At 70.6% G+C, this 14,143-nt stretch carries 11 protein-coding genes; 3 read left to right on the forward strand and 8 right to left on the reverse strand.

Annotated features, from left to right (window positions below):
• The first annotated feature begins 279 nt into the window (after window positions 1-279).
• Window positions 280-1,590: an FAD-dependent oxidoreductase gene (locus ACTVZO_RS01670; RefSeq protein ID WP_443296585.1), complete on the forward strand. Its 1,311-nt coding sequence runs from the start codon at window positions 280-282 to the stop codon at window positions 1,588-1,590.
• On the opposite strand, the gene ACTVZO_RS01675 is transcribed toward ACTVZO_RS01670, so the two are convergent.
• Complete coding sequence (locus tag ACTVZO_RS01675) at window positions 1,572-2,867, reverse strand: enterotoxin A family protein (protein ID WP_443296586.1); 1,296 nt, start codon at window positions 2,865-2,867, stop codon at window positions 1,572-1,574. The two genes, ACTVZO_RS01670 and ACTVZO_RS01675, sit on opposite strands and share 19 nt — an antisense overlap.
• A 264-nt stretch (window positions 2,868-3,131) precedes the next feature.
• On the opposite strand from ACTVZO_RS01675, the gene ACTVZO_RS01680 reads away from it, so the two are divergent.
• Window positions 3,132-3,824 (forward strand): response regulator, encoded by a 693-nt coding sequence (locus ACTVZO_RS01680; RefSeq protein ID WP_443296587.1) that lies wholly within the window; start codon window positions 3,132-3,134, stop codon window positions 3,822-3,824.
• A 77-nt stretch (window positions 3,825-3,901) separates the two neighbouring features.
• On the opposite strand, the gene ACTVZO_RS01685 is transcribed toward ACTVZO_RS01680, so the two are convergent.
• The 7 genes from ACTVZO_RS01685 to ACTVZO_RS01715 are packed head-to-tail and all read right to left on the reverse strand — an operon-like array spanning window position 3,902 to window position 12,709.
• Entirely contained in the window at window positions 3,902-5,980 is a 2,079-nt protein-coding gene (locus tag ACTVZO_RS01685; RefSeq protein ID WP_443296588.1) for a phenylalanine--tRNA ligase subunit beta, read from the reverse strand.
• Window positions 5,977-7,011: a phenylalanine--tRNA ligase subunit alpha gene (gene pheS / locus ACTVZO_RS01690; protein WP_443296589.1), complete on the reverse strand. Its 1,035-nt coding sequence runs from the start codon at window positions 7,009-7,011 to the stop codon at window positions 5,977-5,979. Before pheS ends, ACTVZO_RS01685 begins: the two co-directional genes overlap by 4 nt.
• The gene (locus ACTVZO_RS01695) at window positions 7,008-8,276 is read right to left on the reverse strand and encodes an MFS transporter (RefSeq protein WP_443296590.1); all 1,269 of its coding nucleotides are present in this window, start codon (window positions 8,274-8,276) and stop codon (window positions 7,008-7,010) included. The genes pheS and ACTVZO_RS01695 overlap by 4 nt, the downstream gene beginning before the upstream one ends.
• Before the next feature lie 28 nt (window positions 8,277-8,304).
• Window positions 8,305-9,567, reverse strand: coding sequence for an alanine--tRNA ligase-related protein (locus ACTVZO_RS01700; protein WP_443296592.1), 1,263 nt, complete (start codon window positions 9,565-9,567; stop codon window positions 8,305-8,307).
• Window positions 9,564-10,622 (reverse strand): S66 family peptidase, encoded by a 1,059-nt coding sequence (locus ACTVZO_RS01705; protein ID WP_443296593.1) that lies wholly within the window; start codon window positions 10,620-10,622, stop codon window positions 9,564-9,566. The genes ACTVZO_RS01700 and ACTVZO_RS01705 overlap by 4 nt, the downstream gene beginning before the upstream one ends.
• A gap of 8 nt (window positions 10,623-10,630) precedes the next feature.
• Complete coding sequence (locus ACTVZO_RS01710) at window positions 10,631-11,539, reverse strand: class I SAM-dependent methyltransferase (protein ID WP_443296594.1); 909 nt, start codon at window positions 11,537-11,539, stop codon at window positions 10,631-10,633.
• Window positions 11,540-11,590: 51 nt separating this feature from the next.
• Window positions 11,591-12,709 carry an amino acid--tRNA ligase-related protein gene (locus ACTVZO_RS01715; RefSeq protein WP_443296595.1) on the reverse strand — a complete coding sequence of 373 codons (1,119 nt, stop codon included), beginning with the start codon at window positions 12,707-12,709 and terminating at the stop codon, window positions 11,591-11,593.
• A gap of 274 nt (window positions 12,710-12,983) precedes the next feature.
• Here ACTVZO_RS01715 and ACTVZO_RS01720 point away from each other — a divergent pair, with 274 nt between their 5' ends.
• Window positions 12,984-14,048, forward strand: a complete 1,065-nt coding sequence (locus ACTVZO_RS01720; protein ID WP_443296596.1) for an alpha/beta hydrolase family protein — start codon at window positions 12,984-12,986, stop codon at window positions 14,046-14,048.
• Window positions 14,049-14,143: the final 95 nt, after the last annotated feature.

A 14,143-nucleotide genomic window follows, 5' to 3' on the forward strand; every position in this document is an offset into this window, starting at 1 on the left:
CGCCGGCATAAACGTCCAATATAAACCACGCCGATTACCTGGACCCGCGCCGAAACGTCCCGACCTTCCGGGCCCTTCGCCCCCCTGGGCGCATTTCACAGGTGGCCGAGGCCCTACGGGAACCGCGTTTCTGCTCGGAAAAGAATGGCGGTCGGCAGTAGACAGAGGAATGGTCTTATGGCGCGGGAGCCAGGACCATGGTCCCGGGAGGAGTTCTCCCCACAGCACTACGGTGAGATCAGGAATTTCTCAGGGGTCCTCGTCTCGTTGGAGAGCGATATGCAGATCAGCCCGCCCACCCAGCGAGGCGAGCGACACGAGCCGCGGGACCGGTCCGACGGATCCCAGGCCTTCGACGTGATCGTCGTCGGCGGGGGCTCCGCCGGGATCGGTGCGGCCGTGGGCGCCGTTCAGGCCGGGGCACGCACGCGACTGGTCGAGAAGCACGCGTACCTCGGTGGCGCCGCGACGGCGTCCGGCGTGTCCATCTACTGCGGCTTCTTCGACCAGCGCCGCCGCCGGGTCGTCGCCGGGGTCGGGGAGCAGGTTCTGCGTCGGCTGCGGGCCGCGGGGGGCTACCACGAAAGCTCCTTCGCCTGGTCGGGCAACACCTTCGTGCTCCTCGACACGGAGATCACCAAGGCGGCCCTGGACGACGAACTCGTGGCCTCCGGCGTGGACCTGCGGCTGCACAGCAGTGTGGTGGCGGCGCACAGCCGGGACGGCCGGGTGCGGGAGGTGGAGGTCAGCGACCCCGCCGGGCTCCACCGGCTGACCGCGGCCTCCTTCGTCGACGCCAGCGGTTGCGGAGTGCTGGCCTCGCTGGCCGGAGCCGGGGTGCACGTCGCGCCGGTGGCGGACCGTCAGACGTGCACGCTGGTCAGCCGGATCGGCGGGGTGCGCGCGGACGCCGACCTGTCCCAGGAGGGCGTCCGCAAGGCCGTCGCCGAGTACAACGCCCGCACGGGGCTGGGGCTGGTCCGGGACCGGGGGGTGGTGACCCGGATGCCGGTCACCGGCGAGGTGTTCTCGTTGCTGGTCGACGAGCACATCGACACGATCGACGCCGGCGAGCGCACCCGGGCCGAGATCGGGGCCCGCCGTCAGGCCCGGTCCTACCTGGAGGCCCTGCGCAGCGGTCTGACGGGCTGGCAGGATGCGTATCTGCTGTCCACCGGACCGCAGTTGGGCATCCGCGAGAGCCGGCGGATCATCGCCCGCGAACCGGTGCTCGGCCCGGACGTCCTGACGGGGCGCAAACGCCCCGAGGAATCGATCGCCCGGTGCGGCTGGCCGATCGAGGACCACGCCGGGCCCGGGGTCACCCGGTACGAGCCGATCCAGGACAAGGGCTGGTACGACATCCCGTACGGTGCGCTGTGCTCGGCGGACCGCGAGAACCTCTGGGCGGCGGGCCGGCTCGTCGGCTCCGACGACGACGCGTTCACCTCCCTGCGGGTGATGGGCACCGCGTTCGCCACCGGCCACGCCGCGGGCGTCGCCGCCGCCCTGGCGGCCCGCCGGGGCGGCCGCGCGCCGGAGCCGTGCGCGGTCCGCGCCGAACTGCTCCGTCAGGGCGCGCTCGTCTGAGCCCCGGCGGCCGGCTGGTCGGCCAGTCGCAGCCGCCAGGTCTGGGTGGCGGACGCGGACACGGCCCGCTGGACCACCGGTGCGCCCTCCGCCTCGCCGCCCAGGTCGAGGGCCATCCCGGTGGCGGCGTTGACCACGCGGAACAGATCGCCCTCCGCCGGTTGCAGCAGCCAGCGCTGCCACGGCTTCCCGTCGCGCTCCCACTGCACGACGGACTCGCCGTCGGCCGTGCTGTTCTTGCCGTCGAGGACCTTGTCCCCGGCGCGGTTCACCACCAGGTAGGTGTCCTGCCCGGCCGGCTCCAGCCGCCACTGCTGCCAGCGGCCCCGGTGGGGCCCCCAGACAGTGATCGGGGCCCCGTTCCCGTGGGCGTTGCCGTTCTCCGCGGCCAGGCCGTTCGCGGCGCTGACGAGTTGGAGCGGCGCACCGCCGCCGGTGAACCACCGGTCGGGCACCAGGCCCGCGCGCCGCACCGACCGCCAGAACGTCAGGCCCGCTCCGTACGCAGGCTCCCGCGGCTCGCACCGCTCCTCCGCCTCTGCCGACCGTTCGGCGCGGGCGCGGGCGGCTGCCTCCGCGCCGCCGCAGGCCGCGTACCGTCGCCACGGCTCCCGCGCCCAGGCCGCGTGCCCGGCCGGGAATCCGGCCAGCTGCGGCTGGCCGGCGCTCGCGCGCAGGCCCCGGTAGCGGTCGGCGTCGTACGCCGCGTTGCTCTCGCCCGGCTGCGCCACCCCGAAGGAGATCTCCTCCCAGTCGATGACCTGGTCGAAGCGGAACCCGCCCATGGCCGCGTACTCGTGTTCCGAGGCCCGGTTGTAGAAGCCGCGCAGGGAGCCGGCCACGTCCACGAAGTTCGGTGTGGCGCGCACCCGGTAGAGATGGCCGTTGCCGCCGAAGCGCTCGGTGATCCGGCGCAGCGCGTAGTCCCGGTCGGTGGTCGTTCCCACGTAGCCGGAGTCGAACCGGCTGGCGCCCGACGGTGTGCCCTGCACGTGCTGGTAGAGGCTCAGGTTCGGCGGCGGCTGGTCGGGGCGGGTGCCGTCCAGGCCCTTGGGGAAGACGGCGCCGTCCCGGGCGATCTCGTCGGGCGGCAGCGAGGAGGCGTGCCACACCCACTCCGGTCCGGACCCGCCTCCGTCGGCTCGGGCGGACGGCCCGCCGCCCGGCAGGACGGTGCCGGCCAGGACGACGGTGAGGACGAGGACGAGCAACAGGCGGAGGGCGCCCTTGCGGTGGAGGGCGGTCGGTAACGAAGTGCCGCGCACAGGAGATGACATGTCATCAGGATTCTTACTGCGCCCGGTCCGGACCCAGGGTCCAAGGCCACCGGAGCGAGGCCCGAACGTCCCGTCCGATCGGCCATCCGGACGATCTCCTTTCAACGGCGAAGAGGCCAGACCCCAGTGCACGCGCACTTTTCCGAACCGCGGCCACGAGGGACGTTCGGCCCTTTGATCAGGGACCGCGCCTCCATACAGTCACTCCATGCAAACGATCAAGAAGGCCCGCTTACCGCCGGCATTCGATCAGCAATCCCCCACTTGCCGACCGAATTCTGGGAGTACATGATGACCAGCATTCTTCTCGCGGACGAGAACCATTTGGTGCGGAAGGGCCTCAAATCCATCATCGAGGCCGGGCCCGGCATGCATGTCGTGGCCGAGGCCTGGGACGGGCACAGCGCAGTGGCCCAGGCTCGTCAGACGCTGCCCGATGTCGCCCTCATCGACATCGTGATGCCGGGCATGGACGGGCTCCAGGCCACCCGGGAGCTGCTCCGGCTCGCACGCCCCCCACGGATCCTGGTGCTGACGAGGGTGGGTGGCGCCGAGTACGTCGACGGGGCCATTCACGCCGGGGCCCACGGCTTCGTCCTCAAGGACAGCGAACCGGAAGAACTCCTCACCCATATACGCCGGGTGGCCGACGGAGCGTCCGTGCTCGATCCCGCGGTGACGGCCGGCCTGTTCGACAGATACACGCGTCCCGAGCCCCAGCCCGGTCCGGTCGACGCCGCTGCACGGGCCGCCGTATCGGAACTGCCGGAGCGTGAGCAGGAAATGCTGCAACTGCTGTGCTACGGGCATTCGAACGCTGCCATCGCGCGCCGGATGGACCTGACGGCGGCAGCGGTCAAAGGCCAGCTCAGCCGGTTGATGGCGCACTTCGCCGTGACCAATCGGGTCCAGCTCGCACGCATCGCGTACCACGCGGGGCTGGACGGCGGCGCATGAACCCACCGTGAAGGGCCCCCGGGTCGTTGGTGTGACGGGCTCCCCGCTCACGTCAACGCCCGGGGCCGGTCACGGCACTAGCGCAAGCGGACCCCCTCTGCCCCGAAACGAGCGGTGACGGCCTGGACCAGTTCCTCCAGGACCCGGTTGACCTCGTCCGTGGAGCGGGTCGGCTCGCTGGTGAACGTCAGGGTGTAGGTGATCGAGCGCTCGTTCGCGTTCAGGTGCGGCGGAGCGAAGACGTCGGACACCACGATCCCCTCCAGCCAGCTCGGCGCGGAGGTGCGCAGGGTGCGTTCGATCTCCTGACTCGGGGTGGAGAGGGGGACGATGAAGTCGAGCATCCTCGTGATGGCCGGCGACCGGTGGAAGACGGGCGGTTTCCCCGGGACGGCCGGACGCGTACCGTCCTGCCAGGCCTCCAGGTCGAGTTCGAGGTAGCACGGGCGGCGGCCGGTGAGACCGGCGCGGTGCAGCACGTCGGGATGGACTTCACCGATGACTCCGACGCACCGCCCGGCGACGGAGATCTGGGCGCTGCGGTAGGGATGCAGTCCGTGGGCGAGGGGATGGTCGCGGTCCAGCGGAAGGAACTCGGGGATGAGGTGAGTGCGCAGTGCCATCTCCTCCACGGCGCCGCGCAGGTAGTGGAAGTCGGCGGGCGTGGACCGGCCGCTCCAAGCGTGCTTGTCGACGGCGCCCTGAGCCATGGCCCACAGCACGGGCTGTTCCCTGCACAGGCCGTTGGGGCTGTGGGACGTGGGGATGAAGGTGCGCGTGGCCTCGAAGAGACGGGTCTCGTGGCATTTGAAGCGTTCGTTGTCGCGCAGCGCCGCAACGGCCTGAGCCAGGCAGTTGTTCTTGAGCAGGGCGTACTTGCGGTCACTGGAGTTCTGGACGTGGACGTGCCGGTCGAGGACGTGGCCCTCCGGGGGCGCGATCAGCTGCAGGGTGGCCTTGCCGTAGAAGCCTTCGGTGAACGTCTCGTAGAACCCGAGGCCGACCAGGGTGTCACCGAGCTGCTCGAGGAGGACCTCCTCGCGGGTCGGTTCGGCGGCCGGGCCGGGAGGCATGGCGGCGCGGGGCAGGTCGTCGTATCCGATGTGGCGGGCGACCTCCTCGTAGAGGTCCTCGGTCTCCCTCACATCCCAGATGCGGCTTGCGGGGACCCGGAAGGTTCCGGGCTCCTGGTGGGCGAACCCGTAGTCCGCCAGGCGCGCGGCGATGTCGTCGAGGCTGAGGTCCGTACCCAGGAAGTGGCTGCACGACTCCGCGGTGAGTGAGAGCGTCGGCAGTGGCTGGTGCCAGGTGACGGGTCGGTCGGTGGGTCCGGCCGGTTTCGCGGCGCCCGCGGATTCGAGGATCCTGACGGCCCGGCCCGCACCGGCGAGGACCGTGGCGGGGTCGCTCCCGCGCTCGAACCTCTGGGAGGCCGTCGTGGACAGGCCGAGCGCCGATGCGTTGCGGCGTACCGTGACCGGGTCGTAGGCCGCGCACTCGAGCAGGACGTTGCGGGATGTCTCGGTGACCTGGGCGGAGTCGGATTCCACGACCCCGGCGAGGGCCAGGACGCCGTGCTGGTCGGCGACCACCAGCAGACCCGGAGGAAGAGCGCGCGGCCGGTCGTCACCGGCAGGTGTGAAGTCCTCGCCCGGCCGGCTGTGACGGATGGTGATACGGCCGTCGACGCGGTCGGCGTCGTAGACGAAGACCGGGTGCCCCGATTCCAGGCAGGTCGCCCGGGCCGCGTCGGGCACGGCGAGACCGGTGCCCGGACCGGCGGCCTCCAGCCGGGCGCGGGTGTCCTGCGGCAGGGAGGCGTGCGGATCGGTGACGGTCAGCGGGGTCATGGTGTAGCCGAGGCAGCCGGGTGCCACGATGTCCACACGGGTGGGCCGGGGGTCCGTCTTCAGGATCGTAACGGGCAGCGGGGTGCGGGAGAGGCCCAGGCGGGCCGCCAGTTCCCCTGCGATGCCCGTGTAGCTTCGGTGGTCTCCGCGGTTGGCGAGGAACTCCAGGCTGACGTAGCAGTCCGCCGCGGTTTCCTCGATGCCCTTGACTTCCAGGCCCGAGGCGTCGAGGGCGCCGCGGCATGCCGCCGGGTCCTCGGGGAGGCCGGGAAGGAGTGTGCGCAGGCCGGCAAGGGAGATTCTCATGACACGTGTCCCCGGTGAAGGTGGGTCAGGTAGCGCTGATCGCTCTGGTAGAGGGAGCGGACGTGGGTGAGCCCCAGCCATTGGGTGGTCATCCGGGTCAGGCCCCAGCCGAAGGCGATGCCGCGGATGTCGTCCCGGTCGTAGCCGAACTCCCGCAGGACGGCCGGGTGGATCATTCCGGCTCCGATGATGGTGACCCACCCGGTACCGTGACAGGCTTCGCAGCCGTTGCCCTGGCAGGTGGTGCAGGCCAGGTCCACGCCCAGCGACGGTTCGGTGTACGGGTAGTGCTTCGGCTTGAAACGCAGCCTCACGTCCGCTCCGTACAGGCTTCGGGCGATGTCGGTGAGCAGCTGCTTGAGATGCCCCACGGTGAGCCCCGGCTCCAGCCAGAAGCCTTCGAGCTGGTGGAACATGGCCAGGTGCGTCACGTCCACGGCTTCGTTGCGGTAGACGCGCCCGGATGCGGCGGCCTTGATGGGGACGGGCGGGCCCTGGCCGAGGATGCGTGCCTGGATGGTGGTGGTGTGCGAACGCAGCAGCAGCCCCTGCTCCAGCCAGAAGGTGTCCTGCATGTCCCGGGCCGGGTGGTGCTGGGGGACGTTGAGGGCGTCGAAGTTGTGGTAGGCGTCCTCCACTTCGGGTCCCTCGACACGCTGGAACCCCAGTCGGCGCAGGACCGAGAAGCACCGGCGTTCCACCTGGGTCACGGGGTGCCAGGAGCCTCTGCGGGGTGCCTGACCGGGCAGCGAGATGTCGATGCGCTCTGCTTCCAGCCGCTGGTCCGTCTCGGCGCGGTGCGCGTCCTGCCATGCGTCGTCGAGCTCCCGCTCGGCTGATGCGGCGATCGCGTTGAGCCGCATGGCGTACGCGCGGCGTTCGCCTTCGGGCAGGTCGCCCAGCGTGCGGAACTCGGCTTTGAGGTGACTGCGCCGGCCCAGATGGCGGGTGCGGAGCTCCTCGAGCTCGCCGGTTCGGTGGGCTTGCGCCAGTTCGCTGCGGAAGTCGCGCAGCCAGGTGTCGAGGTTCATGACGTCTTGTCCGTGTCTGTCGGCGATCTGCGGTGGGGTGGCCGGGCCCGGCCGAGGAGGTGGACGGCCGCGGCGATCGGAAGCAGTGCCGCGCCCTGGACCAGGAACAGCGTGCTGGCCGACAGGTGATCGGCCAGTGCGCCGAACACCAGGGCGCCGATGGGGAAGACCGCGCCCAGCACGGCTTGCATGACGGCGAAGAAGGCCGCCTTGTCCAGGTCGGCGACGTGCCGCTGGAACTGGGCGACGATGCGCACGTCGATCACGCCACCGCACCACCCCGCCACCGCCATGCACGGGATCGCGGTCTGCTGGTGGGGGGCCAGGCCCGGGACGGCGAGCGCTGCCGCGCACAGGGCCAGGCATGCGGCGGTGAGCGTGGCCGGGCGCCCCGGCAGGCGGCTGCCGGTGAGCGAGCCGGTCAGCAGCCCGATGCCCAGGGCGCCCTCCAGCCAGGCCACGGTGGCGCCGCCGGTGTGGAGCACACGGTGGGTGTACAGCGGGATGATGAGGAAGGCGGCGACCGTGACCAGGTTGAACAGGGCGAAGCACCACAGGAGCCGGCGGGCGTGCGGATTGCGCGCCAGGGCCGGGCGCAGGCGCCGTTCCCTGGGTACTGCGGGGTGGTTGGCCGCGGTCGACGAGGTGCTGGGGATCAGGAGGCCGGCAGCGGTCACGTACGCGACGGCGCAGAACAGGGTCAGGCCGGTCATGCCGACCCGGTCCGTGACCATGGCGCCCAGCATGGCTCCGGTGAGCGCGGCGAGGGGCTGCGTCGCCTGGACGAAGCCCGTGGCCTCTTCCAGGTCCCGGTCCGCGACCAGTCCGGACAGGGCGGTGGTGACGCACGTGTCGAGGACCGAACGGCTGGAGGACAGGAGCCAGGCGCCCGCATAGGCGGCGGCCAGCGGGAGGGGACCCGAGTGGGCCCAGACCGCCAGGATCGCGGATGTCACGGCCGCGGCGGCCGCGGCGGTGCGCATGACGCGTCCCGTGTGCCGGGTGGCCACGATTCTGGCGATCCAGGGTGCCAGCACGACGCCGGGCAGGGTGCTGACGGTGATGAACAGTCCGGAGGTCAGGCCGCTGGAGCCGGAGGCGGTGTGGCTGATCAGCCACCAGGTGGTTCCGACCTGGAACATCCGGATGGCGCCCTGTGCCATGGCTTGGGCGAGGAGCAGGGCGGTGAAGTGAGGGGCGCGCAGCAGCAGGGGGCGCTTGGACGTCGGCCGGGGTGGAGCCGGCGGGGGAACGGGGCTGGGCATGGTGGGTTCATTCGGTCGGGGTGTCCGGTCAGCGGAGTTGTCCGCGGAGTTCGGCACCGTGTTGTTGCAGCAGGTGGGCGAGGGCGCGCAGCGCGCGCTTGTCCTCGGCGGGGTCGCCCCGCAGCGTGACGCCGAGGGTCACCGACTGACGGCCGTGGCCGTGCCAGACGTCCTTGACGGCGGCGTTGACGAGTTGCGTTCTCGGGAGCCGGCAGGCGACGGCGTGACCGGCGAGATCTCGGGGGTCGTTGGGTACGTCCCACCAGAAGGACAGATCGAAGGACCGCGCGTGGTGTCCGGTGTCGCCGTGTCTGCCGAGGTGCTGGGACATCCAGTCCGCGGCGTGGAGGCCGGAGCCCTCGATCTGGGCGAGGTCCCGCAGCCAGTCGTCGAGCTGTGAGCGGCTGGTGCCGAGTGTGTCCGCGAGTGCGGCGGTGGCGGCGAGGGCACGGCGGAGGACGTGCCCGCGGCCGCGGGACGAGGGCCGCAGCCCCAGTCCGGCGGCTCGGGCCAGCAGTCCCGTGAGGTCGGCGAGTTTGGCTTCCTCGACGCTCGTCGGCCGGATGAGCGCGCCCGCCGGGGTGCAGTCCAGTACCCAGCGGGCCTGGTCCAGGCACGCGGCGAGGGTTTCGAGGCCGAGGCCGACCCCGTAGCCGCTCACGGTGTGGTGGTGTTCGAAGGCGATCAGGTTGCCGAGGTCGCGGTAGTGCCCGTCGTCCTGCCGGATCGCGAAGGTAGCACCCCGGCCGGTGAGGTCCGGATGCCCGAATCCCCATCGATAGTAGTCCCGTGGTTCCGTGTCGGTCAGGATCGGCCCGCCCCAGGCCCGCTGCCACATGCCGCTGAGGTCGAGGTCGTCGCCGGCGACCTTGAGGGCCACCTGCTCCCGGGAGAGGCCGAGGACGCCGCCGAAGTACTCTGCCGTCGCCCGCGCCAGGTGGGTGCTGTCATCCGGCGGGGAGAGCGCTCCGAGCATCTCGAACTGGAGGACGTGCTCGGAGCTGAAGGCATCGGAGAAGACCTCCTTCAGGTTCTGCACCCGCACGCAGGGCTGGCGCACCGTCACGCCCGGGGCGGGCATCGGTGTTTCGTCGCGCAGGTACGGTTTGAAGCACACCACGGCGGAGTTGGTGAACAGGACCGTGTCGTCGGACCGGGGAACGGCCGGCTCGGGGACGATCGGGGCGAGACCCGCGGCCGCGAAGTGGCGGACGAACCGGCCCGCCAGCCCGTCGAGGCGGGTTCGCGTCCGGCGGGCCTCGTGCCGGGCCGGCAGATCCCTCGAACTCATCGGCCCGCCTCCGTGGTTCGTGCCGGTCCGCGGTCGGTCACCGCCGCCTCCGTGAACACCAGCCGGACCTCCTGATGTGCGCTGAGGTGCGTACGGATGCCGTAGGGGACGGTGAGCATGGGATCCGTGTGGCCGATGTCGAGTCCCGCCACGACGGGGCCGCGGAAGTCCCGGAGCACGCCCCGGAGCAGGCTGTCCGGTTCCGGTTCGGGCGGGCCCTCGGACGTGCCGGGAAACCTGCCGAAGCCGAGCCCGGCGAGCGTGTCCAGTACGCCCATCTGCCGGAGCTGGGTCAGCTGCGCGTCCAGTACCGCCGGTGACGGTACGGAGGACTCCAGCAGGAGGATGTGCCCCGACAGGTCGGGCCAGTACGGGGTTCCGGCCATCCGCAGCAGGGTGTCGGTGTTCACGGCGTGGACCGGGCCGGTGGCGCTGCCCGTCCGCAGCACGCTCGGCCCGGGATTGCGGCGCAGCTTCCGCGGCCCTCCGGGTACCCGCTCCCCCGCGGCCCAGTCGGTGCGCTCGTCCGTCCACGCCGGGGCGTACGTGAGCACGCCTGGCGGACGAGACCGGGTCAGGACCCCCACGAAGGAGGCCAGGGTGTAGTCGAGGCAGCCGCCCACTTCGCCGAACTGCGGCATCAGCTGGGGTCCCATGAACGTGGTCAGCCCGCACCGTGTCCAGATCGCCGTGAGCAGCGCGCACGTGTCGCTGCAGCCGACCAGGATCTTCGGGTTGGCGGCGATGAGGTCGAAGTCGAGCAGGTCCAGCAGTTGGTTGCTGTTGTTCCCGCCCACCGCGGCGATCACCGCGGACACGTCCTGGTCCTGCCAGAGCCCGTGCAGGTCATCGGCCCGCTGCTGGGCATCGCCCGCCGTGTACGGGCCGGTCCGCAGGGCGCCGGGGGCGAACTTCACCCGGAACCCGCAGGATTCCAGGAAGCGCACGGCGCGGCGACGGCGCAGCGGGAAGCGGCCGGCCTCATCGGAAGACGGGGACAGGACACCGATGGTGGCGCCCGCCCGGAGGGCCGGCGGAAGCATACGCGTGGTCATGGCGGTGCCTAGCCGCCCTGGCCGACGAAGGCGTTCTCGTAGTAGGGGTCCCAGGTCCCGGGCATCAGGAACAGCTCCGGCTGCTCTTGGTCGTTCTCCTGCCGTTTGCGCAGGGTCAGTTCCATGAACCCGAGATGGGCGTGGTTGCGGTTGAAGACGGAGCAGACGCGGTGCCACGCCTGCCTGACCCGGGCGCGCGCCTCCTCGTCCAGCATGGCGAGCCGTTCGGGAGCGCACAGTTCGTCCACGTAGGCGTCCACGACCCAGGCGGGGCGCTCGGTCAGGTCGCTGGTTTCCAGGGAGTAGATCTCGTACTCCGGCGGGGCCAGTACCTTCAGCCAGTCCTCGAGCCCGTTCGCGGGGACCTCGAAGCCGAGTACGTCCGCCAGGTCGTCGAGCAGCTCCCGGCCGGGCGGGGTGCGGTAGAAGAGATTGGTGACCGATACGTACCCGTAGGGGCGCAGGACCCGCCGGTACTCCCGCAGCGCCGCCTCACGGTTCTGGACGAAGGTGTTGGCGCCGCCGCAGACCACGACGTCGAAGGCGGCGTCGGGTTGCGGGATATCGGATGCGTCCCCGACCGAGAAGGAGACCCGTTCGGCTGTCTCCCACGGGAGGTCGAGGCGGTTGCGCTCCGCTTCGGCGACCGCGGCCGGGTTCACGTCGATTCCGACGGCGGTGCAGCCCGTGATCTTGGCCAGTTCGAGCGAGGTGAAGCCGGTGTTGGAGCCGATCTCCAGAACCCGGGTGTGCGGTCCGATCCCCAGACGGGCGGCGATGCGGCGGATGGTCTGCTTGCCGCCGGGACATCGGTTGGTCTCACCGATGAGGGACAGCAGATCGACGTAGGACAGATCGCTGTCCCCGCCGGTCGATGGCGTCTGCGCCTGGGAAGCCGACGGGCGGACGGTGCTCATGAATGCTCCATGGGTGGAAGGAAGAAGGGTCCCGCAGCAACGAGCGGCGCGTCAGGGGTTGACGTTGCGGCCGTTGAAGCGAAGGAGTGTCGGCAGGTCACGGATGTCGTTGTGGTTGGTCACCCACAGGAGGAACCGCTCCACCCCCATGCCGAAGCCCGCGGTCTGCATCGGCACGGCCTCGCGCATCCGCACGTACCAGGCGTAGTCGTCCTCGTTCACTTCGTGCAGGGCCAGGGCCTCGCGGACCGTGCCCGCGTCCGCGTGCCGCTCGCCGCAGCCCACCGTCTCACCGATGCCGAACAGCAGATCGGCACAGAGCGCCTTGGTCTTGTCCGTGGGATCAAAGGCCTGGTAAAAGGGCACGGAAAGATGATCCATATGCGTGACCCACACGAACTGGCCGACGAGCTCCATAAGACGGTGCTCGCCTTCCCGGGTCAGCGAACGGCATCCGGGGAATTCCTCGTGCACGTACCGCTGCTCGTTCCCGAGCATGTCGACGGCCTGGTCGAACTCCAGGCGCCGGAACACGTTTCCGCGCAGGGGGGCCTGTAGGTGGTCGGTTCCGCCGGCCAAGCGCTGGACGACGTCGCCGGCCTGCGTCAGGAACGCCTTGGAAAGGTGCCGGACATAGGCCTCGACCATGACGATCACGTCGTCCAGCCCACCGGGCAGTTCGGCCTCGCTGTGGAAGAACTGGCACAGGTGCGTCTCGTCCGCGTCCTCGCCCCGGAAGGACGGCATGACGTAATAGCTCGGGCCGTCGGCCACGCGGCAGGTCAGCTCCAAGGGGAACTGCATCGAATCCGCCAGATACGTGTCCACCCCTGCCAGCCGCACGTTGACCGGTGTGGAGTCACTGCCCCGCCCCATCGGGCTGGACACGGAACCGGTGGTGACCGGAAGGTACGCCGCGCGCCCGCCGGTCTGCTTCCAGAACTCGACGGTGGCGGTGTGGAACAGGTCGATCAGGAAGGAAACATCGCGGTACCACGGACTCCGGAGCACCTCCAGGAAGTGCGAGTCCGGCTCCTGCCAGCTACCCGGAGGGCACAGGCGGTCGGAGAGAGAAGTCACAGTCGTCACCATCCTCGAGATCAGCGAAATGATCAGCGCTCGGGTTTTCCTGGGTACGGAATACAAGATTTCACGGGCGGAGATCTTCATTTCGGTCCGAATGGACATGACGCCTCGATCCGAGCTACCAAAGGCACGCACAGCCGGCCCCGCCCTGTGGTAATCAGAGGCCGGAGTGCAGCCGAATCCCCGCCGCGTCACGAGCCCCTGCTCCGGGCGAGCGGGCTTTTGATACGCGAATACGCCTCACCTGATACACCGCTGGCGATCACGGCGGATAGCGTCCGGATGTCGCCGCGGTACCCACGGACCCGGGCGGCCGTCCCAGTCCCGGAACCGTGCCCCGAAAGGGCCTCAGCCAGCCATGTGCACACCCGCTCGCGCCCCGCGCCGCCGTATCCTCCTCGCGACCGCCATCGCCGCGGTCACCCTGGCGAGCGCCTGCGGCAGCCCCCAGCCGGAAGTCGTCGGTTCGGTCCGCGTCACCGCGCAGAGCGGCACGGACCGCTCCGCCCAGCTCACCTACGACTTCGGCGACAGCGCCTACGCCCCGCCCGGCCTCGACGGCAAGCGCGTGGAGCTGAAGGCCTCCGTCACCTATCCCCGCGAACTGGCAGGGGGGAAGCACCCGTTGGTCATGCTGCTGCACGGCTGGGGCGACACGTGCGCCGTGGGGGACAAACCCGTCCGCGGGAAGGGCTGGCCATGTGCCGGGGAGGCCAAGCCGGTCGACAACTTCCTGGGGTACGGCTACCTCGCCGAGGCCCTGGCCGAACGGGGCTACATCGTGGTGTCGGTGGCGGCCAACGGCATTCAGGCCCAGGAGAAGACCGGCGGGCACACCGCCCGGGCTGCTCTGCTCGACAAGCACCTGGAGATGTGGGAGCGGCTGTCCGGCGGGGAAGGCCCGCTGCGGGAGCTCGAACAGTTCACCGGCCACGTGGACCTGGACCGGGTCGGCACACTCGGCCACTCGCGCGGCGGCGGGGGCGTCCTCGCCCAGGCCCTGGACGGCCACGAGCTCCCGCCCGGCGTGCACCTCCGCGGCACGCTGGCATTCGCACCCGCCCTGAACGGCATCAAGACCGACAAGGAGCGCATCACCCGCGTCCCCCTGTCCCTGGTCGCGGGAACCTGCGATGCCATGTGGGAGGACAGCAAGGTCCCCGTCGCGATGGCCGCCGGCAACCCGGACGTCGAACACCACGACGTGCCCGGTGGCAACCACAACTTCTTCAACACCGTCTGGACACCCGGCACCGGGCCCGCCTTCGCGACGGACGATGTCGCCGTCGAGAAGCGGAACCGTCCCGGCGGCCGGTGCGAGAGCACGAACGGCGCGGGCGCCGTCCCGCAGCTGGGGCCCGCCGAGCAACGTGAGGCAGCCATCCGCTACGCGACCGCGTTCTTCGACAAGCACCTGAAATAGCCGTCGGGATCCTGTATCCATCCGACGACACGTTGACCACTTCCGTTGATCCCCTGAGTCGGCCAACGACCCCTATGTTGCTCTAAGGGCGGGTT

Source organism: Streptomyces sp. IBSNAI002 (assembly GCF_052244475.1).
Classification (GTDB): Bacteria; Actinomycetota; Actinomycetes; order Streptomycetales; family Streptomycetaceae; genus Streptomyces.